Here is a 26755-nt window from a genome sequence, read left to right as displayed (position 1 = left end):
AAGGAGCCTCTGCAATGGCTAGAGATAAAGCAAAAGACGACACACACTTCAACTGCACCCAGCCCCATGAAGCCGACTACGTCGCAGGTCTTTACCCTCATGCAAAGGAAGAGGTCAAAACGTTCCTGGCATCGGCCTGCAAGGACAAAACCCTGCATAACTCCACCCACAAAGACGTCTATGAGCTGATCAAAAGGAAACTGGGTCACTCGCAGCCGTAAGATTCACGTTCACGGGATAATTCCTGCTTGTTCAAGGAAAGCCCGAGCGCCGCGCCCGTGCAGGGCTGTGCCGATGATCGAGCTCAACCCTCAAAAAAAGTAAAAAAACGCCGCCTTTCTAGACACAGGGAAGCGGCGTTTTCACATTCAGGATTCAGCTGTTTTTTGTAAGGCCATAAGAATATCGGGGTGACTCTCGGCGCAGTTGTAGGCAAAATCCGGGAGTTGCGTACGAACGTGCTTCTGCTGCGTGTTTCAGTAAGTTAGCGCCTTGATGACGTCAGTTTCAGCGGGATACTCTCAAGACGTCGCTGGAATTCCAGTGATCGGGCTTGGTAACCCGACGAGTTGCGCAACAGCGCCCCCTTCACATTTTCTTGGTGTTTGTACGCCTGAAAACTTGTGTTATGGCGGTTGTGCGCGGGACGCTTTCGAGCGTGCCGGTCTCCGTGACTCCCGGTTTACCAACCTGCGCACAGCTGCCACCCATTCGCTTGGTAACGAAATGGCAGCTCCTCACGTCACGGAGCTAGACATGGATACTTCAAATACGCACAAAAGCAGTCATTCCCCTCAACACAATTCCAAGTCGTATAAAACCTCACCGCTCGACCTCACCCGCCGCCTCATTGAAGGAGGTGACAAATGAGCGACAAACCCGAGCTGACGACCATTGGTCTCACACCATTCCACTATTGCTCCAACCAGCCGTTATTCCGCGTAAATTCCGGCGTACCTGTCGGGAAAGCCTTGGCGCAAGCATCTGACCTTCTGTACCTGGCCAAGCTGTTGACTGTCGATGCGGCTTACGCCAAGGACACAGACAGACATGCTTGGGCAGCGCATTACCTGACCGCCATGAGCAAGGCCGTCGTGGATGATGTACACAAGGTGCTGACGAGGTGGCCACCGGTGAATACCGACGCCTGATACGTACGTGTAGACGTCCCTAAAAACGCCCTGAAAAATCTACAGAAACGAAAAAGCCCCGTAGCTTGTTCAGCTACGGGGCTTTTTCTATGTAATGGCGGAGAGATAGGGATTCGAACCCTAGGTACCGGTGAAGGTACAACGGATTTCGAATCCGTCCCATTCGGCCACTCTGGCATCTCTCCAACGGCGCGCATCATAACAACACTTTTGCCGGAAGCGAACCCCCTGAGCGAAATATTTCTGTGCTATCAGATGCTTGCGTCGATTAAAGCGGTACGCCCAGACGATTGGCGACTTCTTCGTAGGCTTCGATGACGTCACCGAGGCCCTGACGGAAGCGGTCCTTGTCCATTTTCTTGCCGGTGGCCTTGTCCCACAGACGGCAGCCGTCCGGGCTGAACTCGTCGCCCAGAACGATGGAGCCGTCGGAGAACACGCCGAATTCAAGTTTGAAGTCGACCAGCAGCAGGCCGGCGTCGTCGAACAGTTTGCTCAGGACTTCGTTGACCTTGAGCGACAGTACTTTCATGCGAACCAGTTGCTCGGCGGTGCCCCAACCGAAGGCCACGACGTGGGATTCGTTGATGAACGGGTCGCCCTTGGCGTCGTCCTTCAGGAACAGCTCGAAGGTGTAAGGGTTGAGCTTCATGCCTTCTTCGACGCCCAGGCGCTTGACCAGGCTGCCGGCGGCGTAGTTACGCACGACGCACTCGACCGGGATCATGTCGAGTTTTTTCACCAGGCATTCGTTGTCGCCCAGCAGTTTGTCGAATTGAGTCGGCACGCCGGCTGCTTCGAGTTTCTGCATGATGAAGGCGTTGAACTTGTTGTTCACCATGCCTTTGCGGTCGAGCTGCTCGATGCGCTTGCCGTCGAACGCCGAGGTGTCGTTGCGAAACAGCAGGATCAAGCGGTCAGCGTCGTCGGTCTTGAAAACCGATTTGGCTTTGCCGCGGTAGAGTTCTTCACGTTTTTCCATGATGGGCTCCGCTTGCTAAGTAGGTGGGCTAGGCGATGTGTCGCCAGTCGAGCCCTGAATCTTGATCGGCCAGTTGCAGCCAGTCCGGGTCGCACCCGAGGGTGTCGACAAAACATTGCCGGGCCAGCTGCGGCAGGTTGTTCTTGCTGCTCAGATGGGCCAGGACCAGGTGTTGCAGGCCTTGCCAGCCCAACTCGGACACCAGGAATGCCGCCTGGTGGTTGTTCAAATGTCCCAATTCACCGCCCACCCGCTGCTTGAGAAAGTACGGGTAGTGACCGCGAGCCAGCATGTCACGGCAATGGTTGGCCTCGATCATCAACGCATCGAGATCCCGATAGCCGTCCAGCACTTTGTTGCAGTATGAACCCAGGTCGGTCAACAGGCCGAAGCGCCGCTCACCGTCACTGAACACATATTGCGTCGGTTCCTGTGCATCGTGGGCCACGGCAATGACGCCGATGCTCAGTGCGCCGATCTGCAGTTGCTCGCCGCCGGCCAGAAGGCCGGCCGGTTCAATCGGCTTGCGCATCCCGCGCAGGGTGCCGCGACTGAGGTAGACAGGCAGATTGTAGCGCCGAGACAGCAAACCCACGCCATGCACGTGGTCGGCATGTTCGTGGGTCACGAGTATCGCGCTCAGTTGCGCCGGGTTCACACCCAGGCGCAGTAAGCGTTTTTCGGTTTCCCGCAGGGAGAAACCACAATCCACCAGCACATACGTGTCAGCGCTGGCTATCAGCGTGCCGTTCCCTTGGCTACCGCTGCCGAGAACGGCAAAACGCATGTGATCAGCCCAGGTTGTCCTGAATCACGCTCAACACTTTGCGCGCCACGTCAGCCGGCGCCACGGTGTTGATGTTTTTCTCGACGGTGACCTGAACGGTATCGCCCACCTTGCTCAGGCGAACCTGATAACGCTCGGCGCGGGCTTCAACTTCTTCCTTGCTCGGCGCACTGCCGAACAGGCCGCTGAGGAAACCGGGCTTCTCGTCTTTCTTCTCGGCTTTTTCAGACAGGTTGATGTAGTACAGGCCCAGGCTGCGGTTGATGTCTTCAACGCGCCATTCGCCCTGCTCCAGCGCACGACCGACGCTCGACCAGGCACGGTCCAGGTCGTTGCCGACGTTCAGAACCGGGTTGCCGCTGCCGTCTTCGCTCAGGCTGACGCGACTTGGCGTATCGAAATCACGCGATGCCAGCATGGAGACCGAACCGCCCTTCTCCGAGATGCGGCTCATGCTCGCGAGCATGTCGTCGACCAGTGCCGCGTCCAGGCCGGTGTTGACCGAACGGTTGGTGAAGGCCACATCGGCGGTGCTGCCGGCAGGACGTTCGGCGCTTACCACGTAGACTTCACTGGTGTTGCGCTGCACGCCCGGCTCGATGCGCACGCGCACACGGGTTTCGCTGTCAGCGCCGACACCGGCTGCGCTCAGGCGCTTGGCCATCGCTGCGGACAGTTCGTCGGAATGCTGCCAGGTGGTGGTGAACTCGCCGGTTTGCGGACGCTGTTCATCCAGACGGAAACCGTTGTCCTGGAAGAACTGCACAGCCACTGGCCAGACTTCGGCCGGCGGGTTCTGAGCGACGATCCAGCGCGAGTCACCGGTCTTCTGCAGCGAGTAGGCACTGGCATCGGCAGCGGCGGACAGCGGCTGCGGACGCGGCACGATGTATTCGCCCTTGACGGTGTCATCAGCCACGTTGCGCGGGATCGGCAGCAGCGGGTCCAGGTGTTTGGAGGTGCTGACGTCCGGTGGCAATTGCATCGGTGCAGTCTGTTGCGCTTCCAGGTAATCGCTACCACGGTCACGGAAATAACCTTCCGGGCCCCAGACCCATCCACAGCCACTGGTGCTGGAGATAATCAAGGCAAGTGCGGAAAGTCCGGCCAATCGCTTCATGCGTAGTGCTTCCTCAATTAAACCAGGACGCCGGACTGGCGCATGGCCTGCCGCAGCGGTTCGTGACAGGCAGCACTGAGCCAGGTGAGCGGCAGACGGATACCGTCCGGCATCAAGCCCATTTCATGCAGCGCCCATTTCACGGGAATAGGGTTGGATTCGATAAACAGGGTTTTATTGAGCGGCATCAGCTTTTCATGGATCGCGCGGGCTGTGACGGCATCGCCTTTCAAAGCAGCGTTGCACAGGTCGGCCATGTCTCGCGGGGCAACGTTGGCAGTCACCGAGATGTTGCCTTTGCCGCCGAGCAGCATCAGCTCGACCGCGGTGGCGTCGTCACCGGAAAGCACCAGGAAGTCTTTGCTGACGCCGTCGAGGATGGCTTTGGCACGATCGAGGTCGCCGGTGGCTTCCTTGATACCGATGATGTTTTTCACGGTCGACAGACGGATAACGGTCTCGGCCAGCATGTCGCATGCCGTGCGGCCAGGCACGTTATAAAGGATCTGCGGGATGTCGACTGCTTCGGCGATGGCCTTGAAGTGCTGGTACAAGCCTTCCTGGGTCGGCTTGTTGTAATACGGCGTCACCAGCAGGCAGGCATCGGCGCCGGCGGTCTTCGCATTGGTGGTCAGCTCGATGGCTTCGCGCGTCGAGTTGGCGCCGGTACCGGCGATCACCGGAATGCGCCCTGCCACCTGCTTCACCACGTAACGAATCACTTCGATGTGCTCGTTCACGTCAAGGGTGGCCGATTCGCCTGTAGTGCCGACCGCCACGATCGCGTGGGTGCCGTTCTGCAGGTGAAAGTCCACCAGTTTGCTCAGGCTGTCCCAGTCGAGACGACCTTGTGCATCCATGGGTGTGACCAGTGCCACCATACTGCCCGCAATCATGCAACCGCTCCTGCCGGAAAAAGAGAGCCGTAATGGTACTGGCGCCAAGATGCTTGTACAAGCGAAGTACTGCGCTGCTGCCATTCCCCTTGGCGCTGCTTTTCGCTACCCTTCAGACTTTGATCGGTACTGACATGCTCGTACGCCGGGTTTCAGCCTCCATTTTCGGCATCACAAGCCCCGATCCAGCGTTGCCACCCTTCGCTCCTGCCTTGATGGAGCACGTTGCAACCTTCGGCCCGGGTTTTCTGAATTCGCATCCGCAGGCTCGCCCCCGGCAAAAAAAGCCCGTAGAAGTATCGACCGCTCATCGCTTTAGGAATGCTGCATGTCCACCCCCACAGTTCGCGAACAATTCCTTGTCATCAGTGCCCTCGGCGCCAACCCCATGGAGCTGACTAACGTCCTGTGCCGCGCCAGCCATGAAAACCGTTGCGCCGTGGTCACCTCTCGCCTGACCCGACATGGCGAGTGCAGTGCGTTGGTCCTCGAGGTCTCAGGCAGCTGGGACGCCCTGGCGCGCCTCGAAGGCAGCCTGCCGACCCTCGCCAAGAAGCACGCCTTCACGGTCAACGTGGTGCGCAGTGCGGCGCTGGAGAATCGCCCTCAAGCCCTGCCGTACGTCGCCTACGTCAGCTCGGCGTATCGCTCGGACATCATCAACGAGCTGTGCCAGTTCTTCATGGACCACAACGTCGAGCTGGAAAACCTGACCTGCGACACGTATCAGGCGCCGCAAACCGGCGGCACCATGCTCAATGCCACGTTTACCGTGACCTTGCCGGCCGGTGTGCAGATCAGCTGGCTGCGCGATCAGTTCCTGGATTTCGCCGACGCGCTGAACCTGGATGCGCTGATCGAACCGTGGCGCCCACAAAACCCAATGTAAGGAAGCTTTCATGGCCGTTGCCATCGACCAACCGGTTGCCGACTTCGAAGCCCCCGCCACCAGCGGGCAGACCGTCAGCCTCGCGAGCCTCAAAGGCAAGCAAGTGGTGATCTACTTCTATCCGAAGGACAGCACGCCGGGTTGCACGACCCAGGGCCAAGGCTTTCGCGATCAGCTGGACGCCTTTAAAGCGGCTAACACTGAGGTCTTTGGCGTGTCGCGTGACAGCCTGAAATCTCACGAAAACTTCAAGGCCAAGCAAGCGTTCACCTTCGAGCTGATCAGCGACAAGGAAGAAGCGCTGTGCCAGCTGTTTGATGTGATCAAGCTGAAGAAGCTTTATGGCAAGGAATACATGGGTGTTGATCGCAGCACATTCCTGATTGATAAGGAGGGTGTGTTGCGGCAGGAATGGCGTGGCGTGAAGGTGCCGGGGCATGTGGATGCTGTTTTGGCGGCGGCACAGGCGCTGAACAAGGCCTGATAGATATTTGGCGCCTGTTCTGGCGCTTTCGCGAGCGAGCCCGCTTCCACATTCAACCGAGTTCTTCCTGTAAGAATGCGATCGAATGTGGGGCGGGCTTGCTCCGGGCGGCGTTCCGACGAAGAGGCCCTTAGCCTCACTGAAAAAATCAGGGTGATCCGTTAAAGCAGCGGCGCCACTACCGGCTCCTTGCGCGGCCAGGCATCCAGCACCGCCTTGAACAACGTCGCCAGCGGAATCGCGAAGAACACTCCCCAGAATCCCCACAACCCGCCAAACAACAGCACCGCGCAGATAATTGCCACCGGGTGCAGGTTGACCGCTTCCGAAAACAGCAGCGGTACCAGCACGTTGCCATCCAGCACCTGGATGATTCCGTAAACCGCCATCAAATAGATGAACTGATCGCTCCAGCCCCATTGGAATAACGCAATCAGCAGCACCGGCACCGTCACCACCACCGCGCCGACGTAAGGCACCACCACCGACACCCCCACCAACAACGCCAGCAACGCCGCGTAGTTGAGCCCCAGCACGACAAACCCGATGTAGGTCGCGCCACCGCAGATGAAGATTTCGATGACCTTGCCGCGAATGTAATTGGCGATCTGCCTGTTCATCTCGTGGGCGACACGGGTGATCAGCGCGCGCTCGCGGGGCAGGTAACCGCGCACCCATTGGCCGATCATCTCGCGGTCCTTGAGGAAGAAGAACACCAGGATCGGCACCAACACCAGGTAAATCATGATGTTCACCAGCAGCGGCAGACTCGACAGCGAAAACGTCAGTGCCCACTGGCCGAACTTGCCGATCTCGCCCCGTGCCACTTCGATGGCCTGCAACACCTGTTCGTCTGACACCAGGTGCGGGTAGCGCTCGGGCAGCAGCAATAACAGGGATTGCCACTTGGCGAGCATGCCCGGCAGTTCATTGAACAACGTGATCAGTTGATGCCAGAGCAACGGCACCACGATCACGATGAACACCAGCAAAACCCCCATGAACAACGCGAACACCAGTCCCACGGCCACCCCGCCCGGCATGCGCAAGTGTTCGAGGGTTACCACCAGTCCTTGCATCAGGTACGCCAGCACCATACCGGCGAGCACCGGCGCAAGCATGCCGCCCAGCGTCAGGACAGCGGTAAACGCCAGAAACAGCAAAACCGCGAGCACCACGGCTTCTTCGTCGGAAAAATAGCGCTGAATCCAGTCGCGTAACACCTTGAACATCAATAATCCCTTAGAAACGAATGCGGCAGGTTTCAGGCTTTTTTCAACCAGTAGCGGTAAACGCCTGCTTCATCTTCTTCACGAAGCAGCGTATGACCGGCCAAACGAGCAAAGGTGCGGAAGTCGCGCTGCGAACCCGCATCGGTGGCGATCACCTTGAGCACCGCGCCACTGGCCATGCGATTGAGTTCCATCTTGGCCTTGAGCAACGGCAACGGACAATTCAGGCCGCTGGCGTCCAGTTCGGCGTCATGGGCTACAGCGTCGGTCATTGCGTCACTCCGGGTCAGATGGTCGAGGGGCTTAGAATATCTGGTCCGAAGCGTACTGTCCGGCTACAGTAAGGTCTTTGTCGACTAAGGCTTTGTGCATGACTTTTTTGCGCCCTACCCTGCTGACGCTCGCTTGCCTGCTCGCCTCACCGGGCTTCGCTGACGACCTGCCGTCACTCGGCGACGCCAGTTCTGCCATTGTCTCGCCGCAACAGGAATATCAGTTGGGCCGTGCCTGGCTGGCGCTGCTGCGCAGTCAGGTTTCCCAGCTCAACGATCCGCAGCTCAAGGATTACGTCGAATCCAGCGTCTACCGCCTGGTGGAGACCAGCCAGGTCAACGACCGGCGCCTGGAATTCATCCTGATCAACAGCCCGCAACTCAACGCCTTTGCGGCGCCGGGCGGGATTGTCGGGGTCAACGGTGGCTTGTTCCTCAATGCCCAGACCGAGGGCGAATACGCTTCGGTACTCGCTCACGAACTGGCTCACTTGTCGCAGCGCCACTTCGCACGCGGCGTTGAAGCGCAACAGCGCATGCAGGTGCCGATGATGGCCGCGCTGCTGGCCGGGATCGTGATTGCCGCTGCCGGTGCCGGCGATGCCGGTATCGCCGCCATTGCGGGCACACAGGCGGCGGCGATTCAGGAACAACGACGCTTTTCGCGCCAGAACGAGCAGGAGGCCGACCGCATCGGCATCCTGAACCTTGAAAAAGCCGGTTACGATCCACGCTCGATGCCAACCATGTTCGAGCGGCTGGCGCGCCAATACCGTTTTGACGCCAAGCCGCCGGAATTCCTGCTGACTCACCCGGTGACCGAATCGCGGATCGCCGACACCCGCAACCGCGCCGAGCAGGCCAAACCGGGCGGCATTGAAGACTCCATGCGTTATCAGCTGATTCGTGCGCGGGTCCAGCTGATCTACGAAGAAACCCCAGGCCTGGGCGCCAAACGCTTTCGTGCGCAGCTGGATGAGAACCCGAAAAACGATGTCGCACGCTATGGCCTGGCGATCGCCCAGATCAAGGGTGGTCAGCTGAACGAAGCACGGGAAAACCTCAAGTTGCTGCTGGCCAAGTCGCCGAACGAGATCATCTACAACCTGGCGCAGATCGATCTGGACATCACCAACAATCGACTGCCGGATGCTCAGACTCGGGTTGACCGGATGCTGACTCAGTATCCGGGAAACTATCCGCTGAATCAGGTGCGCGTCGACTTACTGCTCAAGCAGAACCGTGCGCCCGAAGCGGAAAAAGCACTGGAAGCCCTGCTCAAGAGTCGCCCGGATGATCCGGACGTCTGGTACATGGTGGCTGAAACCCGAGGCCTGTCCGGCAACATCATCGGCCTGCATCAGGCTCGCGCCGAGTACTTCGCACTGGTCGGCGACTACCGCCAGGCCATCCAGCAACTGGACTTCGCCAAGCGCAAGGCCGGAACCAACTTCCCGCTGTCTTCACGCATCGACGCTCGACAACGTGAGCTGATGGAGCAGGAACGCATGATCAAGGACCTGATGGGCTGACCTGTTGTTCAAACAAACAGTCAGGCACAAAAAAACCGCCTCTTTCGAGGCGGTTTTTTATTCAGCCGACAACCGGTTTATTCAGCCAGTTTGAAGGTGATGAAGCTGGCGCGACCTTGACGTAGAACGCGCATCGACACCGAGCGGTTCTTCGGCAGCGCCTTGGCGATATCGGTGAACTCCTTGGTGGAACCAATCGCCTGATTGTTCAGGTGAGTGATGATGTCGCCCGGCTGCAAGCCGATCATGGAAGCAGGACCGTCCTGGACTTCCTTGATCACCACACCACCTTTGAGGTCGTAGGTTTTCTTCTGCTCGTCGGTCAGCTCGGCCACGGAAACACCCAGGCGATTGCTGCTACGCTCGGCGCTGGATTTCGGCAATGCGTCCAGCTCTTTGCCTTCTTCCGGGATAGCGCCGACCGTCAACTCGACATTCTTGCGCTTGCCTTCTCGGATCACTTCCAGATTGGCTTTCGAGCCGGCTTTCAGTGCGCCCACCAGGTGCGGCAGATCGGCGGACATGACGATCGGTTGATCGTTCATGCTCAGGATCACGTCGCCCACTTGCAGACCCCCCTTGGCAGCCGGGCCATCGTCCTGGATCTGAGCCACCAGCGCACCGGCCGGTTTTTCAAGACCGAACGACTCGGCCAGATCCTTGTTCACTTCCTGAATGACGACGCCCAACCAGCCACGGCTGACTTTGCCGCCGCTTTTCAGCTGGTTGGAAACGTCCATGGCCACGTCGATAGGGATCGCGAAGGACACGCCCATGAAGCCGCCGGAACGGGTGTAGATCTGCGAGTTGATCCCGACTACTTCACCCGCCAGGTTGAACAGCGGACCACCGGAGTTACCCGGATTGATCGGCACGTCGGTCTGGATGAACGGCACATAGTTTTCGTTCGGCAGGCTGCGCCCGATGGCGCTGACGATGCCTTGGGTCACGGTATGATCGAAGCCGAATGGCGAACCAATGGCGACGACCCACTGCCCCGCTTTCAGGTCCCGGGATTTACCCAGCTTCAGGACCGGCAAATCCTTGCCTTCTACCTTCAGCAAGGCCACGTCGGAACGTGGATCGGTGCCAACCAGTTTGGCTTTCAACTCACTACGGTCGGCGAGACGGACGATAATTTCGTCAGCATCGGCGATCACATGGTTATTGGTCAGGATGTAGCCGTCCGGGGAAATGATGAAACCCGAACCCAGTGACTGGGCTTCACGCTGACGATCACCTCGAGGTGAACGCGGCGGCGGCATGCCTCGTTCGAAGAACTCGCGCAACATCGGCGGCAAACCTTCGAGGTCGGGAATCTGCTCGCTCACTTTGCGATCCGGCAGTTTCTGCGTGGTGCTGATGTTCACCACAGCAGGCGAGGCCTGTTCGACCAGTTGCGTAAAATCAGGCAATTCGACCGCTTGAGCAGCGACCGCCTGACCGAGCACCAGTACCGTGGCAAAAATGGTGAGATAAGACTTCAAGCGTGGTATCGACATACGGCTCCCGTTACGACGAGCATGGTTAAGCGATATGGAGCAAGGAACACCGGGAACGATACGCCGGTATTTTTGTTCCGGGAACAACAAACAAGGCCAGAGCCGAGGGGCTCTGACCTATAAAAAATTTTGGGGATATTTGCAAACTGAAATGCTCACCAAACATTTCGATATCAGCTCACTACTGGGTTGCAGCGGCATCGGTGCGCATGGACAGCGCGATCCGTTCAGCAGTACCTACCGGGATTTCACCGACCACGGTAACCATCATGTCGCCTTGAGGCGTGGTCAGGCGTCGGGATACAGCAACGGTCGGACCGAGCTGAGTGCGAGTATCGGTGAGGGTAGCGCCATTCAGCGGTTCAAGGAACACCGAGAAACGGGCGAGACCATCATCATACATCAGGCTGTTGACCTGGATTTTGGTCTCTGGATCCTTGCGCGAAGTGCTACTGGTCAGCTCGAAGCCTGCAGGCAACCAGTCTGAATGCCAGGTCTGGGCAACCTTGACCGCTGAAGCCTTGTCGCTGTCGAGAGCGATGGTTTTGCAATCACTGCCCGGCTGCAGATCACTGTCGGAAGGGACACCAGAGGTATCCAGCTGCGTGAACTGGAAGCGCTCCAGCAACTGCCCTTTATCATTCAGGAGCAATGACTTGAGCGGCAAACCGGTTTCTTTGTCCAGATGCAATTCAAAACCGTAACGGTGCTGATCACGCGGCTTCAGGGAAACGATTACCGCGGCACGCCCGGCAACACGCGACCTGCCGATGACGGCAAGTTCGTACCAATTCTTGAGTTTCTGGGGATCGAGTGCACGAGCAGCGGAATTGGGGGAGTCCCCAAGTCCTGCGATCAAGGTGCCGCTGACGCATTGAGTACGTCCATCAATGCGCACGACTTCCTGAGCAGAGCCATCAAGCTGGAGTAAACGCTCGCGGACCTTGCCATCCTGGACACGGTGCCAGATGTTGTGAGTAGAAAAACTACCGTTTCGCTCGTAAACAAAAGTGCCGTGAAAGCTTTGCTGTTGCTCGGCCTGACCAAGACGGGTCAACCAGTCCTGGGCCTCATCGGCGTGGGCTGGAACAATGAACCAGCCACCGAGCAGAAGCGAAAGTAGAGGTATGGCGCGCATGATCCTCCTTAACGGTTTTCCATACTTGCTGCACGAGCGTAAGGCAGAGCGCTCTCAGTACCTTTCAGTGCAGCCTGTTGAGCATGTTGGCGCAAGTAGCCTGGCAAACGCTGATCGTGCCAGCCCGGCTGACCTTGCAAAACGCCGTTGGCCATAGGACCGGTGGCTTCCGAACTCTCATTATAGCCTGCCAATACAGCTGGGCCCTTGACCTGAGGAACGGCAAGACCCGGTTGGCTGGAATGTTGAGCCAGCTCGACACCTGCGATCTCGTCCTGGTTGTACAGACGAACACCCGCCAGCACGGCAACGGTGACCGAAGCTGCGACCGCCAGACGACCCAGGCTGCGCCATGGACCACGGGAAGCTTTTGCCGGTACGGCTTCGTCAGCCAGCGCAGCGGAAACGGCCGCGGCGATATCCAGACGTGGAAGCAGCAGATCCTTATGCATCACTGCCCGAGCGATCTGATAACGAGCCCATGTTTCACGGGTTTCAACATCGTCAAAGGCATTCAATACCCGACGCAATTCCAATTCGTCCGCTTCGTTATCCATCACTGCGGACAGCGATTCCTGCAGGGCTTCACGACTCATGGCGTTCCTCTCTTGGCTGTCGCCGCTGTCTCAGTTTTCCTGCAACAACGGCTGCAGGGCTTTATCGATGGCCTCCCGAGCGCGGAAAATCCGGGAGCGCACGGTACCCACCGGACATTGCATGACGCTAGCAATGTCCTCGTAACTCAGACCATCGAATTCACGTAAAGTTAAAGCCGTACGCAAATCTTCTGGCAGTTGCTGAATGGTTCGATGGACGGTGCCTTCGATCTCATCCCGCAGCAATGCACGTTCTGGCGACTCGAGATCCTTGAGGCCATGATCGCCATCGTAGAACTCTGCATCCTCGGAACTGACATCGCTATCCGGCGGCCGACGGCCGCGTGAAACCAGATAGTTTTTCGCCGTGTTGATGGCGATGCGGTAAAGCCACGTATAAAACGCGCTGTCTCCGCGAAAATTTCCAAGCGCACGGTATGCCTTGATAAAGGCTTCCTGTGCCACATCCTGGGCTTCATGGGTGTCGTGCACGAAACGCACGATCAACCCGAGAATTTTGTGCTGGTATTTCAGCACTAGCAGATCGAAAGCTCGCTTGTCGCCGCGTTGGACGCGTTCGACGAGCTGCTGATCCTCTTCCTGGGTTAGCATGAACTCTCCTCGATAAGCTCGGAGGAAGCTTGCATAACTAAACGACCAGACTTGCAAACATAGACTCGGGCTTTTCGCAAAAGTTCTCCCCCTCCAAGCAAGTTTCCTGCGGGCTCTGATTGGCACGCACGAAAAGCGCAGCTCGAGCGAACCCGGCTGCGCGAATAATCTTGTCATCGGATTCGACTGCCAGGATCAAACCGCAATCCCGCAATGAAGCCGACACTGTCCCTTGATTCAGGCAACGGTCTATTGATCTTGGGCCTTTGGCAAAAGTTCCAAATATTTATAGCTGTGCCAGACCGACATTGTGCAACCCGGAACGGAAAAAGACTGTTAAATCCACGATACAGTCGTCTTGTCGCCGAACAGGTCGAAAAACCATCCGACGAAGCGTCAGGTCTTTTCTGTCACTGTAGTTTCACAATGCCATGTCAGCCCGGCTATTGTGCCGCTCCCCCCCTCTATATACTAGTGGGCTGTGTGGCCGCCTTGACTCGTCGTTCCAGTAGTCTGGCGCCAACCCCGACCCGGGTCGCTTTGAGCGGAATCCTGAAATGAGCCAACAGTTTCAACACGATGTTCTGGTCATTGGCAGCGGTGCAGCCGGTTTGAGTCTTGCGCTGACCTTGCCCGATCATTTGCGTATCGCCGTACTGAGCAAAGGCGACCTCGCCAATGGCTCGACATTCTGGGCCCAGGGCGGTGTCGCTGCCGTTCTGGACGACACCGATACCGTTGAGTCCCACGTCGATGACACCCTCAACGCCGGCGGCGGCCTGTGCCACGAAGACGCTGTACGCTTCACCGTCGAGCACAGTAAAGAGGCCATTCAATGGCTGATCGATCAGGGCGTACCGTTTACCCGCGATGAGCAGTCCGGCACCGAAGACGGCGGGTTCGAATTCCATCTGACCCGCGAAGGCGGTCACAGCCATCGGCGCATCATTCACGCCGCCGACGCCACGGGCGCAGCGATTTTCAGAACCCTGCTCGACAAAGCCAGACAACGACCCAATATCGAACTGCTGGAACAGCGCGTCGCGGTCGATCTGATCACCGAGAAACGCCTGGGCCTTGAAGGCGACCGCTGTCTCGGCGCCTACGTGCTCAACCGCGGTACAGGCGAAGTCGACACCTACGGCGCACGCTTCGTGATCCTCGCATCCGGCGGTGCCGCCAAGGTCTACCTCTATACCAGCAACCCCGACGGCGCCTGCGGTGATGGCATCGCCATGGCCTGGCGTTCGGGCTGCAGGGTGGCAAACCTGGAGTTCAACCAGTTCCACCCGACCTGCCTGTATCACCCGCAGGCCAAAAGCTTCCTGATCACCGAGGCGTTGCGTGGTGAAGGCGCACACCTGAAACTGCCTAACGGCGAACGTTTCATGCAGCGTTTCGACCCGCGCGCCGAGCTTGCACCAAGGGACATCGTCGCCCGGGCGATCGACCATGAGATGAAGCGACTCGGTATCGACTGCGTCTACCTGGACATCAGTCACAAGCCAGAAACCTTTATCAAGTCGCACTTCCCGACGGTGTACGAGCGTTGCCTCGAGTTTTCCATCGACATCACCAAACAACCGATCCCGGTGGTTCCTGCGGCGCACTACACCTGCGGCGGCGTGATGGTCGATCAGCAAGGTCGCACCGACGTGCCGGGGCTGTATGCGATTGGCGAAACCAGTTTTACCGGTCTGCACGGCGCCAACCGCATGGCCAGCAACTCACTGCTGGAATGCTTCGTTTACGCGCGCTCGGCAGCAGCAGACATTCTTGAGCAGTTGCCGCAGGTTTCGATCCCCGTCGCCCTGCCCGTCTGGGACGCCAGCCAGGTCACCGACTCGGATGAAGACGTGATCATTGCGCACAACTGGGATGAACTGCGGCGCTTCATGTGGGACTACGTTGGCATCGTGCGCACCAACAAGCGCCTGCAACGAGCGCAGCACCGCGTGCAGTTGCTGCTGGATGAAATCGACGAGTTCTACAGCAACTACAAGGTCAGTCGGGATTTGATCGAACTGCGTAACCTGGCCCAGGTCGCCGAGCTGATGATTCTGTCAGCCATGGAGCGCAAGGAAAGTCGCGGCCTGCATTACACCCTCGACTACCCAAACCTGCTGCCGGAGGCGCTGGACACTATTCTGGTGCCGCCCACCTACGCCGACTGAACGTGAGCCGAACCCGCAGGCGTCGGTGCACATCCGCTGTCTGCGAATCCCTGGGCACACAGACTGCCCGGACCCGCCGCTCGCCCTGCAGGCGAAAACGCAGGACGACGACCAGCGGCAGCGCCAGACTGTCCCGTCGCAGTTGAACCGCCTGCCAACCGGCCGCCTGATTCCATAACTGCCAGCCATCTGCATCGCGACGCAAGCCGCGAAACGCCTGCGGATGTGTCAGTAAAATCTGTCTCGGCAATGCCCAAATGCCATGCGCCAGGCAGCAGAAAGCGCCGGGCAAACTGACCCAGACCGGTATGGAAAGAAAAAACAACGAACCCAGCGCGAACAGCTGAGCCAACAGATACGCCGCCAGCAACTGCCGTGAGGCATGCCAGCGGCATTCGAACGCATTACTTGGGCTGGACACGATCCAGGATCATGCGAACCATGCGCTGGAGCTCCGGATCTTCCGATTCGGCGCGTTCCATGAACCAGCCGAACATGTCCTGATCTTCGCATTCGAGCAGCTTGCGGTAGCATTCGCGGTCGACATCATTGAGGTGCGGGTAGACCTCTTTCACGAACGGCACCAGCAACACGTCAAGTTCAAGCATGCCGCGGCGGCTGTGCCAGTAGAGGCGATTCAGTTCTACATCTTCGACCATGGAGCGCTCCTCAAATAGGCGGCAAGTATACAGCCCCCGACACCATCGAACAGTCGGCTTTGGTCGGGCACTGCCGACCTTTTGTGAACTACCCATTTCATGGGCGCCCCCTTATGATGTCCCCCAGACTCTTCTTCTCTGCGATGACCCATGGCCGATTCTGCTTTTTTCTGCACCCTGTCTCACGAAGGCGTTCTCGCGGTCCGCGGCGCGGATGCCGGTAAATTCCTGCAAGGCCAACTGACCTGCAACCTCAATTACCTGAGCGACACCCAGGCCAGCCTCGGCGCACGCTGCACCCAGAAAGGCCGGATGCAATCGAGTTTCCGTATCCTGCTGCAAGGCGACGGTGTGCTCATGGCCATGGCCACCGAGCTGCTGGAACCGCAACTGGCGGATCTGAAAAAGTACGCCGTATTCTCCAAATCCAAACTGACTGATGAAAGCGCCGCGTGGGTCCGCTTCGGCGTCGACCATGGCGATGCCGCGTTGATCAGTCTGGGCCTGGAACTGCCGGCAGACACCGACAGCGTTGCGCGCAATGACGGGCTGATCGCCGTCCGCGTTTCGCCGGACCGTGCTGAACTCTGGGTTGCCGCCGAGCAGGCCGATGCCATCAAAGGCCGGTTATCCGCCCTGTTGACCGAAGGCGATCTCAACGAGTGGCTGTTGGGCCAGATCCGCGCAGGGATCGGCCAGGTCATGCCGAGCACCCGCGAGCTGTTCATTCCGCAGATGCTCAATCTGCAAGCCATCGGTGGCGTGAGTTTCAAAAAGGGTTGCTATACCGGCCAGGAAATCGTCGCGCGGATGCAGTACCTGGGCAAACTCAAGCGCCGCTTGTATCGCCTGAAGCTGGACGCCAATGATTTGCCTGAGCCCGGCACTCAACTGTTCTCCCCGACCCACGGCAGTTCCATCGGCGAAGTGGTTATCGCCGCACACTCCGAACAAAACATTGAACTCCTGGCCGTGCTGCAAGCCGAAGCAGCCGAAGGTGGTGATGTCCATCTGGGCGCACTCGAAGGGCCAGCCCTGCACCTGCTCGACCTGCCTTATGAACTGGATCGCGATCGCGAGATCCAGCGTTAACGGCAGCAATTGTCGCAACACCTAGAGAAAAGAAATGAGTGAGCTGGCGGATAAGGTCCAACAGGATTTGGTTGAGGCCATCGATAACGATGACCTGGTTCTGCCAACATTGCCGGAAGTGGCCCTGCAGATTCGCAAGGCCGCTGAAGACCCGGAAATCAGTGTCAGCACCCTGAGTAAAGTGATCGGTCGTGACACCGCGTTGTCGGCGCGACTGATCAAAGTGGTCAACAGCCCGCTCCTTCGTGCGACTCAGGAAGTGACGGACTTGCACACGGCCATTACGCGCCTGGGCGTCAACTACAGCAGCAACCTGGCCATTGGCCTGGTGATGGAGCAGATTTTCCACGCGCGTTCCGACGTGGTGGAAAAGAAGATGCGCGATGTCTGGCGCAAAAGCCTGGAAATCGCCGGCGTCAGTTACGCGCTGTGCCGCAGTTACACGCAACTCAAACCTGACCAGGCGGCTCTCGGCGGGCTGGTACATCAGATTGGCGTACTGCCGATCCTGACCTACGCCGAAGACCATTACGAGCTGCTGTCCGACCCGGTCAGCCTGAACCATGTCATCGACCAGATTCACCCGTTACTGGGCGACAAACTGCTGCGGGTCTGGGAGTTTCCGGAAATGCTGGTGCAATTGCCGGGGCTGTATCTGGACTTCAAGCGTGACTCCGAGCGCGTCGACTATGTGGATCTGGTGCAAGTGGCCAGTTTGTATTGCCACAAGGACACCGACCATCCTATCGCCCGTATCGACGCGATCAGTGTCCCGGCTTTCAGGAAGTTGGGGATCGATCCGGAGAACGAGGCGATGTGCAGGGATCTGGAAGAATCGCGGTCGATGTTTTACTAGCCGAGACCGCAGCGCGCCCTTCGCGCGCAAGCCCGCTCCCACACTTGATCGCATTTCTCCAGGAGTAACTCGGTCAAATGTGGGAGCGGGCTTGCTCCGGACGGTGTTCCGACGGAGAGGCCGGTACAGACACCATCACTCTCCCGCGATAAAACTCACCCGCACCTTCAACCCCGCCTGTTCACCGTCGTGCAGGCTGATCTGCGCCAAATGCGCACGGCAAATCTCGCCGACAATCGCCAGCCCCAACCCCGAGCCGGCGACTTGCTGGTTGCGTCGATAGAAGCGTTCGAACACCCGGTCGCGTTCTTCAAGAGGAATCCCCGGGCCATCGTCCTCGACCTCCAGTACTGCCGGCGCCGAAACCCGCAGGATCACATTGCCGCCGGACGGCGTATGGGCCAGCGCGTTATCCACCAGATTGCTCAATAGCTCGTTCAACAGCGTCGGCTCGCCGCGCAGCCATACCGGCTCGTCCGCCTCCAGCGCCAGCGCCACGCCACGGGCATGGGCCAGCGGCGCCATGGCCATGCCGAGTTCGCGGGCCAGCTGACTCAAATCCAGCAACTGCGCGCCGCCCTCGGCGATCGCCCGGGCACCGTTCTCGACCCGTGCCAACGAGAGCAATTGATTGGCCAGATGGGTCAAACGGTCTGTGCCCTGGGCCGCCGTTTCCAATGTGTTACGCCAGGTCTCGGGTTCGGTCGAGCGCAGCCCCAGCTCAAGCCGGGCCTTGAGCGCCGCCAATGGTGTACGCAGTTCATGCGCCGCATCGGCAATGAATTGCGCCTGTCGCTCGAACTGCCCGCGCAGACGCTCGGTAAAGTGATTGAGCGCGCGCACCAGCGGCCACAATTCGTGCTGCACTTCCACCAACGGCAGCGGCCGCAGATCGTCGGACTGCCGCTCCTCCACCGCCGTGCGCAAGCGCTCCAATGGACGCAACGCCGCACTCACCGCAAACCACACCATCAGCAACGCGCCAACCGCCAGCATGCCCAATCGCAGTAACGTGTCCGCCGCCAGGCTACGGGCCATGCTGACCCGCGCTTCGTCGGTTTCCGCCACGCGGATTTCCGCCATGCCGTTCATGTTCGGCTCGCTCACGGGTTTGAGCAGGCTCACCACCCGCACGTTCTGCCCCTGATACGTTGCGTTGTAGAAACGTGCGAGCGCCGGGTAGTCATCGGTGCGCGGCGTACCCGGTGGCGGTGGCGGCAGGTTTTCGTAACCGGAGATCAACTTCTGATTGATGTCATTGACCAGATAGAAAATCCGCCCGGCGCTGTCGTAGGCGAAGGTATCGAGGGCCACGTAAGGCACGTCGGCACTCAGGCTGCCATCTCGCTGAGACACCCCGGCGGCAATGGTTCGTGCCGAGGCCAGCAGGGTCCGGTCGTACGCGGTGTCGGCAGCCTCGCGCCCATTCCAGTACGCGCTCAAACCACTGGCCAGCATCAACACCACCAACAACAGCGCGAGGTTCCACAGCAACCGCCAGCGCAGGCTGCTGGGCTTATGCATCACGGCTTTCCAGCAAGTAGCCGAGACCACGGAAGGTCACGATGGCGACCGGTTGGCCGTCGAGTTTCTTGCGCAAGCGGTGGACGTAGATTTCGATGGCGTCGGGGCTGGCCTCTTCGTCCAGACCGAACACCTGGGCAGCCAGTTGCTCCTTGCTCATCACCCGACCGGGACGGGCGATCAGGGCTTCGAGCACCGCCTGTTCGCGGGAGGTCAGGGTCAGCAATTCTTCACCAAGGGTGAAGCGCCGGGTGTCCAGATCGTAAGCCAGTACGCCGCAGGTCTGCTGGCGCTCGCCGCCGAGCACGCTACGGCGCAGCAAGGCTTTGACCCGGGCTTCGAGTTCGGTCAGTTCGAAAGGCTTGGCCAGGTAATCGTCAGCGCCAAGGTTCAGGCCATGGACCCGGTCCTTGACGTCGCTGCGTGCGGTCAGCATCAGCACTGGCAGGTTCTTGCCACGGGCCCGCAGACGCGCCAGCACTTCGAAACCATCCATGCGCGGCAGGCCGACGTCGAGGATCGCCATGGCGTATTCCTCGCTGCTCAACGCCAGGTCGGCGGCCACGCCGTCGTGCAGCACATCCACGGTCAGCCCGGTGCTCTTGAGCGCCTGGGCGACACTGTCGGCGAGTTGCAGATGGTCTTCGACGAGCAGAACACGCATGGATCTTTACCTCACTCAGGGATGTTCGACGCCATTCTTTGGCGCGGAGTTTACAGCCGCATCCGCCGCTGTGAAGCCCGAAAACCGTGAAAGTCCGCTGAAAGGTTAGCGAAAGGTTCGACCGTTAGAGTCGGCCCACGGATGGTTTCGACTGTAAGCCACCGAACCTGCTTTGAAATGTAGCTCCCGAAAAACGCCCCGATGCGTTTTCGCCAATAAGAACAATAACGAGGTACTCCGCCATGCTGTCCACACAGCTCCAGATTTGCCCGCCCCACCCCTTTTCTCGATTCCCTTCGTATACGCTCGTCAGCGCCGTTGCTGGCTGCGCAACGCGAAACCGTCGCATCTGAAACATCCCCAAAAACAACAACTCCCGTGGAGATAACAATGAATCGATCACTGCGCCGTTTCGCCCTCGCCGCCAGTTGCATGCTGTTTGCCGGCCAACTGATGGCCGAACCGAAACGCCCGGAATGCATCGCCCCGGCTTCCCCCGGCGGCGGTTTCGACCTGACCTGCAAACTGGCGCAGAGCGCGCTGGTCAACGAAAAGCTGCTGACCAAACCGATGCGCGTGACCTACATGCCCGGCGGTGTCGGCGCGGTGGCGTACAACGCGGTGGTCGCTCAACGTCCGGCGGATGCCGGCACGCTCGTGGCGTGGTCCAGCGGTTCGTTGCTGAACCTGGCCCAGGGCAAGTTCGGTCGCTTCGATGAAACCAACGTGCGTTGGCTGGCCGCCGTCGGCACCAGCTACGGCGCCATCGCGGTGAAAAGCGATTCGCCTTACAAGAATCTCGACGACCTCGTTCAGGCCCTGAAGAAAGATCCGAGCAAAGTGGTGATCGGCTCCGGCGGCACCGTCGGCAGCCAGGACTGGATGCAAACCGCGCTGATCGCCAAGGCCGCCGGGATCAACCCGCGCGACTTGCGTTACGTCGCCCTCGAAGGTGGCGGTGAAATCGCCACCGCGCTGCTCGGTGGTCATATCCAGGTCGGCAGCACCGACATCTCCGACTCCATGCCGCACATCCAGAGTGGCGACATGCGCCTGCTGGCCGTGTTCTCCGAGAAACGCCTGGACGAGCCGGAAATGAAAGACATTCCGACCGCCAAGGAGCAAGGCTACGACATCGTCTGGCCAGTGGTTCGCGGCTTCTACCTCGGGCCAAAGGTCAGCGATGAAGACTACGCCTGGTGGAAAGACTCCTTCGACAAACTGCTGGCGTCACCCGAGTTCGCCAAGCTGCGCGATCAGCGTGAACTGTTCCCGTTCGCCATGACCGGCCCGGAGCTGGACACCTACGTGAAGAAGCAGGTCGCGGACTACAAAGTGCTGGCCAAAGAGTTCGGCCTGATTCAGTGATCGCCTCTGTCTAGCGGCTGCGGCCCCCGTTCTGCGGGGCTGCGGCACAGGAGTTCCCTATGCTCTTACAACGCATTTTTGCTTCGGTGCTGTTGCTGGCCTGTATTGGCCTGGCGCTGATGGCGTGGCCGTATCAGGCGGCTTTTTCTTATGAACCCGTCGGGCCTCGGGCCTTTCCATTGTTGATGCTCGGCCTGATGGGCATCGCGCTGTTGTACATGGTGTTTCGTCCCGCACCGATCAAGCACAACCCCGACGAACCGCCGATGGACCGCGAAACCCTGACCAAAATCGGTATCTGTGTGCTGCTGTTGCTCGTGTTCGCAGGCACTTTCGAGCCACTGGGTTTCATCGTCGCCAGCACCCTGATCGGCATCCCGATGGCCCGCCTGTACGGTGGCCGCTGGCTGCCCAGTGTGGTGATCATCACGCTGATGGCGGTGGGTCTTTACTTGCTGTTCGACAAGGTGATGGACGTACCGCTGCCGTTGGGCGTGCTCGACGTTCTGGAGAACTGATATGGATACTCTTGGCTATTTGGGACAGGGTTTCGGCGTCGCGCTGAGCCCGTACAACCTGGTGACCGCCCTCTGCGGCACCTTGATCGGCACCGTGGTCGGTCTGTTGCCGGGCCTGGGCCCGATCAACGGCGTGGCATTGCTGATCCCGATTGCATTCGCCCTGGGCCTGCCACCGGAGTCAGCCTTGATCCTGCTGGCAGCGGTGTACCTGGGTTGTGAATACGGCGGCCGAATCAGTTCGATTCTGCTGAACATTCCGGGCGAAGCGTCCACCGTCATGACCACCCTCGACGGTTACCCGATGGCCCGCAAAGGCCTGGCTGGTGTCGCGCTGTCGCTATCGGCATGGAGTTCGTTCATCGGTGCGTTTATCGCCACCTGCGGCATGGTTCTGTTCGCACCGCTGCTGGCGAAATGGGCGATTGCATTCGGGCCGGCGGAATATTTCGTGCTGATGGTGTTTGCGATTGTCTGCCTGGGCGGCATGGCGGGTGATCGTCCGCTGAAGACTTTTATCGCTGCTTTGATCGGCCTGTTTCTGTCGACTGTCGGGATCGATGCCAACAGCGGTGTGTACCGGTTCACCGGGGACAACATCCATCTGACGGATGGTATTCAATTCGTCGTATTGGTATTAGGCCTGTTCTCCATCAGTGAAATTCTTCTGCTGCTGGAAAAAACCCATCACGGTCAGGAAGCGGTAAAAGCCACCGGCCGAATGATGTTCAACTTCAAGGAAGCGTCGGCGGTGTTCATGGTGAACATCCGTTGTGGCGTACTGGGCTTCATCATGGGCGTGCTGCCGGGTGCCGGTGCGACACTGGCCAGCGCCGTGGCCTACATGACCGAGAAGCGCATCGCCGGTGCCAAAGGCACGTTCGGCCAGGGCGACATGCGCGGCCTCGCGGCACCGGAAACCGCCATCGGCGGTGCAGCGTGCGGCGCTTTGGTACCGATGCTGACCCTTGGTGTCCCGGGTTCAGGCACCACGGCGGTGATGATCGGCGCCTTGTCGCTGTACAACATCACCCCGGGTCCGCTGTTGTTCCAACAGCAACCGGACATTGTCTGGGGCCTGATCGCCTCCTTGTTCGTCGCCAACATCATGCTGGTGATCCTCAACATCCCGATGATCCGCATCTTCACCCGCATCCTTGCCGTGCCGAACTGGGCGCTGGTGCCGGTGATCGCAATCATCACCGGGATCGGCGTCTACGCGGTGCACGCCACCACATTCGACCTGTTCCTGATGATCGGCATTGGCATCTTCGGTTACATCCTGCGCAAGCTGGACTTCCCATTGTCGCCCGTCCTGCTGGGTTTCATCCTCGGAGGTTTGATGGAGCAGAACCTGCGTCGCGCCCTGTCAATTTCCAACGGTGCGCTGGAGATCCTCTGGTCGAGCCCGATCACGTTCGGTGTCTGGGTACTGACAGCGATCATGCTGCTGATGCCACTGCTGAGGATCTGGCGTAAACGTTCGGCTGCTCAGCGCGCCATTGCTGATGTCTGATCGAACACCCTTCAACGCCTGGTGGGGTACGCCGCTGGTCGGCGCGCTGGGCGGTTACCTGGCCAGCCTTGTCGGCTGGCCACTGCCGTGGATGGTCGGCTCGTTGCTGGCGATCATCCTGGTGCGTTGCCTGACGCCCTGGCAACTGGCGGAAATCCCTGGCGGCCGCAAGTGCGGTCAGTGGATTGTCGGCATCGGCATCGGCCTGCACTTCACCCCGATGGTGATGGAGCAGGTGCTGAGCCACTTCGGTCTGATCTTCTTCGGTGCGTTGGTCACCAGCCTCTCGGCCATCGTCGGGGTCTGGCTGATGCGGCGCACCGGTGAGGATCGCGCCACGGCGTTCTTTTCCAGCATGCCCGGCGGCTCCGGGGAGATGGTCAACCTCGGCGCGCGCAATGGCGCGGTGCTCAGTCGCGTAGCGGCCGGGCAAAGTCTGCGGGTGCTGGTAGTCGTGCTGTGTGTGCCGGCCGCCTTCAAGTATTTGCTGGGTGACGGTGCGCCGATCGTTCATCCGACAGCCGTCAACTGGTGGTGGCTGGCCCTTCTATTCCCGGCGGGCGCCTTGGCGGCCTGGCTTTGGGAACGTCTTCGTCAACCCAACCCATGGCTGTTCGGACCGCTGCTGGTAAGTGCGGCGGTGAGCATTGGCTGGGATTTGCATATCGGTTTGCCCCATGGCGGCAGCCAGATCGGCCAATGGCTGATCGGCAGCGGCCTGGGCTGTCATTTCAATCGGCAGTTTTTTCGGCGGGCGCCTTCGTTTATGGGGCGGACCTTGATCGGGACGGTGCTGACCATGCTGATCGCCACGGCGGCAGCGCTCGGATTGAGTGCGCTGACGCATCTGGATTTGCGTTCGCTGACCCTGGGCATGATGCCCGGCGGGATTGCGGAGATGAGCCTGACGGCGGAGACCCTGCAATTGTCGGTGCCGCTGGTGACGGCAATGCAGGTGATGCGGTTGTTGTTTGTGTTGTTTCTGGCGGAGCCGTTGTTCAAGTATTGGAATCGCAACCCAGATTCCGTCTGATAGACCGAGGCGCCTACTTCACGAGCAAGCCCGCTCCCACATTCGATCTGCTGTGAACACACTGTTTGTGTTCACAGCAGATCGAATGTGGGAGCGGGCTTGCTCGCGATGGGGCCATCACGTACACCCCATCAAACCGGCGGCAACCGCCACTCGATCGGTGTCTCGCCATTCTGCTCAAGAAACTTGTTGGTCCGGCTGAAGTGCCCGCACCCGAGAAAACCGCGATAAGCGGACAGCGGCGACGGATGCACCGACGTCAACACCAGATGCTTGGTCGCATCGATCAGTTTCTGCTTGCTCTGGGCATGGGCGCCCCACAGCATGAACACTAGATGCGGTTGCTGTTGGCTGACCACTTCAATAATCCGGTCGGTAAAAAACTGCCAGCCCTTGTCCTTGTGCGCATTGGCATTGGCCCGCTCCACCGTCATCGTGGTATTGAGCATCAACACACCCTGATCGGCCCAGCTCTGCAGGTAACCGTGATTGGGGATGTCGATGTTCAGGTCGCGCTTGAGCTCTTTATAGATGTTCACCAGCGACGGCGGCGCCGGCACGCCCGGTTGCACCGAGAAGCACAAGCCATGGGCCTGGCCCGGGCCGTGATACGGGTCCTGACCGAGTATCACCACTTTGACCTTGTCCAGCGGCGTCGAGTTGAGCGCATTGAAAATCATCGGTCCCGGAGGATAGATTTCCTTGCCCGCCGCGCGCTCCTGCTGCAGGAAATTGCGCAACTCTGCCATGTAGGGCTGGTCGAACTCAGCACGCAGTGCCTCCTTCCAGCCCGGTTCGAGTTTGATACGGTCATCAGCAGTCATGGTTACATCCGGTAAAAACAATGGGGCGAACCCTAGGAAAGCCCATCACGCTTGTCAATTGATCTGACACAGAACCGGCACTTTCCTGCATTGCGATCATACTGAACGCTCAAATTCCCGATCGAGGTCACGATGAATCTGCACTTCGAAGAACTCACCGGCACCGACGGCGCCCGCATCGGCGTTGCCAGCCTGGATGCCGAAAAGTCCCTGAACGCCCTGTCCTTGCCGATGATCAACGCCTTGCGCGATCAATTGGACGCTTGGGCCAAGGAGCCGCAAATCGTCTGCGTATTATTACGCGGCAAAGGTGCCAAGGCCTTTTGCGCCGGCGGCGAAGTCCGCAGCCTGGTGGAAGCCTGCCGCGAGCATCCGGGTGAAGTACCGCCGCTGGCCGCGCATTTCTTCGCGGCGGAATACCGACTGGACTTCAGCCTGCACACCTACCCCAAACCGCTGATCTGCTGGGGCCATGGCTACGTTCTGGGTGGCGGCATGGGCCTCTTGCAAGGCGCGAGCATCCGAATCGTAACGCCAAGCAGCCGATTGGCGATGCCGGAAATCAGCATTGGTCTGTACCCGGATGTCGGCGCCAGTTGGTTTCTGTCGCGCCTGCCCGGCAAGCTCGGTCTGTTCCTCGGCCTGACCGGCGCACATATGAACGGTCGGGATGCGCTCGATCTGGACCTGGCCGACCGTTTTCTGCTCGATGAACAGCAAGACGAGCTGATCGAAGGTTTGCTGCAGTTGAACTGGCAGGAACAGACGCCGATGCAGCTCAACAGCCTGCTCAAGGCGTTGCAACAGGAAGCGCTCGCGCAGATGCCCGAAGCCCAATGGCTGCCGCGTCGTCAGCAGATCGATGAACTGCTGGACGTCAGTGACGTGGAATGCGCCTGGAAGGCCATCAGCCAACAGCGCGATAGCACCGACCTGCTCCTCAGCCGTGCTGCGCGGACAATGAGTGAAGGTTCGCCGCTGACCGCTCATCTGGTGTGGGAACAAATCATCCGCGCCCGACACCTGTCGCTGGCACAGGTTTTTCAGATGGAATACACCTTGAGCCTCAACTGCTGCCGTCATCCGGAATTCAGCGAAGGCGTGCGGGCGCGGTTGATCGACAAGGACCAGAAACCGCACTGGCATTGGCCAGATATCAATAATGTGCCGGATGCGGTGGTGGAGGCGCATTTTCACAAGGTTTGGGAAGGGCGGCATCCGCTGGCGGATCTTTCCGAGTACTAAGGTCCGGGCATCGCCCGCGATAGCCTATCAAGAGGTCTATCGCAGGCGAGCCATGTTCTGCTAGCGAGTCCCGGCGCGCTCCTACGAAC

General features: G+C 59.4%; 28 protein-coding genes and 1 tRNA gene. 13 read left to right on the top strand and 16 right to left on the bottom strand.

Going from position 1 to position 26755, the window contains the following annotated elements; all coding sequences use genetic code 11:
- Positions 1-14: 14 nt before the first annotated feature.
- Together PMI01S_RS24270 and PMI01S_RS24260 are read left to right on the top strand one after the other, a co-directional pair.
- Entirely contained in the window at positions 15-221 is a 207-nt protein-coding gene (locus tag PMI01S_RS24270) for a hypothetical protein (RefSeq protein ID WP_017336978.1), read from the top strand.
- Positions 222-866: 645 nt separating this feature from the next.
- Positions 867-1151: a DUF3077 domain-containing protein gene (locus tag PMI01S_RS24260; RefSeq protein WP_017336977.1), complete on the top strand. Its 285-nt coding sequence runs from the start codon at positions 867-869 to the stop codon at positions 1149-1151.
- A gap of 95 nt (positions 1152-1246) precedes the next feature.
- Here PMI01S_RS24260 and PMI01S_RS24255 read toward each other — a convergent pair.
- The 5 genes from PMI01S_RS24255 to dapA all read right to left on the bottom strand — a co-directional run bounded on the left by PMI01S_RS24255 (position 1247) and on the right by dapA (position 4936).
- A tRNA-Ser gene (locus PMI01S_RS24255) sits at positions 1247-1336 on the bottom strand.
- Positions 1337-1419: 83 nt separating this feature from the next.
- Positions 1420-2133, bottom strand: coding sequence for a phosphoribosylaminoimidazolesuccinocarboxamide synthase (gene purC / locus PMI01S_RS24250; RefSeq protein ID WP_084322670.1), 714 nt, complete (start codon positions 2131-2133; stop codon positions 1420-1422).
- 28 nt (positions 2134-2161) lie between these two features.
- The gene (locus PMI01S_RS24245) at positions 2162-2920 is read right to left on the bottom strand and encodes an MBL fold metallo-hydrolase (protein WP_008034928.1); all 759 of its coding nucleotides are present in this window, start codon (positions 2918-2920) and stop codon (positions 2162-2164) included.
- 4 nt (positions 2921-2924) lie between these two features.
- Positions 2925-4040 (bottom strand): NlpB/DapX family lipoprotein, encoded by a 1116-nt coding sequence (bamC, locus tag PMI01S_RS24240; protein ID WP_084322669.1) that lies wholly within the window; start codon positions 4038-4040, stop codon positions 2925-2927.
- A gap of 17 nt (positions 4041-4057) precedes the next feature.
- Positions 4058-4936 (bottom strand): 4-hydroxy-tetrahydrodipicolinate synthase, encoded by an 879-nt coding sequence (dapA, locus tag PMI01S_RS24235; protein ID WP_084322668.1) that lies wholly within the window; start codon positions 4934-4936, stop codon positions 4058-4060.
- Positions 4937-5264: 328 nt separating this feature from the next.
- Here dapA and PMI01S_RS24225 point away from each other — a divergent pair, with 328 nt between their 5' ends.
- A complete protein-coding gene (locus PMI01S_RS24225) occupies positions 5265-5825 on the top strand; it encodes a glycine cleavage system transcriptional repressor (RefSeq protein WP_084322667.1) in 561 nt (186 codons plus the stop codon).
- Positions 5826-5835: 10 nt separating this feature from the next.
- Positions 5836-6309 (top strand): peroxiredoxin, encoded by a 474-nt coding sequence (locus tag PMI01S_RS24220; protein ID WP_084322666.1) that lies wholly within the window; start codon positions 5836-5838, stop codon positions 6307-6309.
- Positions 6310-6470: 161 nt separating this feature from the next.
- Here the strand turns inward: PMI01S_RS24220 and PMI01S_RS24215 are convergent, their stop codons facing one another.
- Positions 6471-7541: an AI-2E family transporter gene (locus tag PMI01S_RS24215; protein WP_084322665.1), complete on the bottom strand. Its 1071-nt coding sequence runs from the start codon at positions 7539-7541 to the stop codon at positions 6471-6473.
- Between the two features lie 32 nt (positions 7542-7573).
- The gene (locus PMI01S_RS24210) at positions 7574-7813 is read right to left on the bottom strand and encodes a sulfurtransferase TusA family protein (protein WP_084322664.1); all 240 of its coding nucleotides are present in this window, start codon (positions 7811-7813) and stop codon (positions 7574-7576) included.
- Between the two features lie 98 nt (positions 7814-7911).
- Here PMI01S_RS24210 and PMI01S_RS24205 point away from each other — a divergent pair, with 98 nt between their 5' ends.
- On the top strand, positions 7912-9345 hold the full coding sequence (locus PMI01S_RS24205; RefSeq protein WP_084322663.1) for a M48 family metalloprotease: 1434 nt from the start codon (positions 7912-7914) through the stop codon (positions 9343-9345).
- A 77-nt stretch (positions 9346-9422) separates the two neighbouring features.
- Here the strand turns inward: PMI01S_RS24205 and PMI01S_RS24200 are convergent, their stop codons facing one another.
- From PMI01S_RS24200 to rpoE, 4 genes are all read right to left on the bottom strand, one after another.
- Positions 9423-10847 carry a DegQ family serine endoprotease gene (locus PMI01S_RS24200; protein ID WP_084322662.1) on the bottom strand — a complete coding sequence of 475 codons (1425 nt, stop codon included), beginning with the start codon at positions 10845-10847 and terminating at the stop codon, positions 9423-9425.
- Positions 10848-11028: 181 nt separating this feature from the next.
- A complete protein-coding gene (locus PMI01S_RS24195; RefSeq protein ID WP_084322661.1) occupies positions 11029-11985 on the bottom strand; it encodes a MucB/RseB C-terminal domain-containing protein in 957 nt (318 codons plus the stop codon).
- Between the two features lie 8 nt (positions 11986-11993).
- The gene (locus PMI01S_RS24190) at positions 11994-12581 is read right to left on the bottom strand and encodes a sigma-E factor negative regulatory protein (RefSeq protein WP_084322660.1); all 588 of its coding nucleotides are present in this window, start codon (positions 12579-12581) and stop codon (positions 11994-11996) included.
- Between the two features lie 30 nt (positions 12582-12611).
- Complete coding sequence (rpoE, locus tag PMI01S_RS24185; RefSeq protein ID WP_003172477.1) at positions 12612-13193, bottom strand: RNA polymerase sigma factor RpoE/AlgU; 582 nt, start codon at positions 13191-13193, stop codon at positions 12612-12614.
- A 557-nt stretch (positions 13194-13750) separates the two neighbouring features.
- On the opposite strand from rpoE, the gene nadB reads away from it, so the two are divergent.
- Entirely contained in the window at positions 13751-15367 is a 1617-nt protein-coding gene (nadB, locus tag PMI01S_RS24180) for an L-aspartate oxidase (RefSeq protein WP_084322659.1), read from the top strand.
- On the opposite strand, the gene PMI01S_RS24175 is transcribed toward nadB, so the two are convergent.
- Positions 15336-15788: a protein YgfX gene (locus tag PMI01S_RS24175; RefSeq protein WP_084322658.1), complete on the bottom strand. Its 453-nt coding sequence runs from the start codon at positions 15786-15788 to the stop codon at positions 15336-15338. The two genes, nadB and PMI01S_RS24175, sit on opposite strands and share 32 nt — an antisense overlap.
- Positions 15772-16026, bottom strand: a complete 255-nt coding sequence (locus tag PMI01S_RS24170; RefSeq protein ID WP_019692540.1) for an FAD assembly factor SdhE — start codon at positions 16024-16026, stop codon at positions 15772-15774. The genes PMI01S_RS24175 and PMI01S_RS24170 overlap by 17 nt, the downstream gene beginning before the upstream one ends.
- A 150-nt stretch (positions 16027-16176) precedes the next feature.
- Here PMI01S_RS24170 and ygfZ point away from each other — a divergent pair, with 150 nt between their 5' ends.
- Both ygfZ and PMI01S_RS24160 read left to right on the top strand, forming a co-directional pair.
- Positions 16177-17118 (top strand): CAF17-like 4Fe-4S cluster assembly/insertion protein YgfZ, encoded by a 942-nt coding sequence (ygfZ, locus tag PMI01S_RS24165; protein ID WP_084322657.1) that lies wholly within the window; start codon positions 16177-16179, stop codon positions 17116-17118.
- Positions 17119-17152: 34 nt separating this feature from the next.
- Positions 17153-17974, top strand: coding sequence for an HDOD domain-containing protein (locus PMI01S_RS24160; protein ID WP_084322656.1), 822 nt, complete (start codon positions 17153-17155; stop codon positions 17972-17974).
- A 135-nt stretch (positions 17975-18109) separates the two neighbouring features.
- On the opposite strand, the gene tctE is transcribed toward PMI01S_RS24160, so the two are convergent.
- Together tctE and tctD are read right to left on the bottom strand one after the other, a co-directional pair.
- Positions 18110-19498, bottom strand: coding sequence for a two-component system sensor histidine kinase TctE (gene tctE, locus PMI01S_RS24155; protein ID WP_084322655.1), 1389 nt, complete (start codon positions 19496-19498; stop codon positions 18110-18112).
- Positions 19491-20162 carry a two-component system response regulator TctD gene (tctD, locus tag PMI01S_RS24150; protein ID WP_084322654.1) on the bottom strand — a complete coding sequence of 224 codons (672 nt, stop codon included), beginning with the start codon at positions 20160-20162 and terminating at the stop codon, positions 19491-19493. The genes tctE and tctD overlap by 8 nt, the downstream gene beginning before the upstream one ends.
- A 390-nt stretch (positions 20163-20552) precedes the next feature.
- Here tctD and PMI01S_RS24145 point away from each other — a divergent pair, with 390 nt between their 5' ends.
- From PMI01S_RS24145 to PMI01S_RS24130, 4 genes are read left to right on the top strand one after another with little or no spacing between them, the layout of a single operon-like run.
- Positions 20553-21530, top strand: a complete 978-nt coding sequence (locus PMI01S_RS24145) for a Bug family tripartite tricarboxylate transporter substrate binding protein (RefSeq protein WP_084322653.1) — start codon at positions 20553-20555, stop codon at positions 21528-21530.
- Between the two features lie 59 nt (positions 21531-21589).
- Positions 21590-22048 (top strand): tripartite tricarboxylate transporter TctB family protein, encoded by a 459-nt coding sequence (locus PMI01S_RS24140; protein WP_084322652.1) that lies wholly within the window; start codon positions 21590-21592, stop codon positions 22046-22048.
- A gap of 1 nt (position 22049) precedes the next feature.
- Complete coding sequence (locus tag PMI01S_RS24135) at positions 22050-23564, top strand: tripartite tricarboxylate transporter permease (protein WP_084322651.1); 1515 nt, start codon at positions 22050-22052, stop codon at positions 23562-23564.
- Positions 23557-24597 (top strand): AbrB family transcriptional regulator, encoded by a 1041-nt coding sequence (locus tag PMI01S_RS24130; RefSeq protein ID WP_084322650.1) that lies wholly within the window; start codon positions 23557-23559, stop codon positions 24595-24597. Before PMI01S_RS24135 ends, PMI01S_RS24130 begins: the two co-directional genes overlap by 8 nt.
- A gap of 131 nt (positions 24598-24728) precedes the next feature.
- Here the strand turns inward: PMI01S_RS24130 and ung are convergent, their stop codons facing one another.
- Positions 24729-25421 (bottom strand): uracil-DNA glycosylase, encoded by a 693-nt coding sequence (gene ung / locus PMI01S_RS24125; RefSeq protein ID WP_010462292.1) that lies wholly within the window; start codon positions 25419-25421, stop codon positions 24729-24731.
- 132 nt (positions 25422-25553) lie between these two features.
- On the opposite strand from ung, the gene dspII reads away from it, so the two are divergent.
- Positions 25554-26666, top strand: a complete 1113-nt coding sequence (dspII, locus tag PMI01S_RS24120) for an enoyl-CoA hydratase/isomerase DspII (protein ID WP_084322649.1) — start codon at positions 25554-25556, stop codon at positions 26664-26666.
- Positions 26667-26755 lie beyond the last annotated feature (89 nt).

The organism is Pseudomonas migulae NBRC 103157 (assembly GCF_002091715.1).
Lineage (GTDB): Bacteria > Pseudomonadota > Gammaproteobacteria > Pseudomonadales > Pseudomonadaceae > Aquipseudomonas > Aquipseudomonas migulae_A.
The sequence above is the reverse complement of the archived record's forward strand: the minus strand, read 5'-3'. Positions and strand labels throughout refer to the sequence as shown.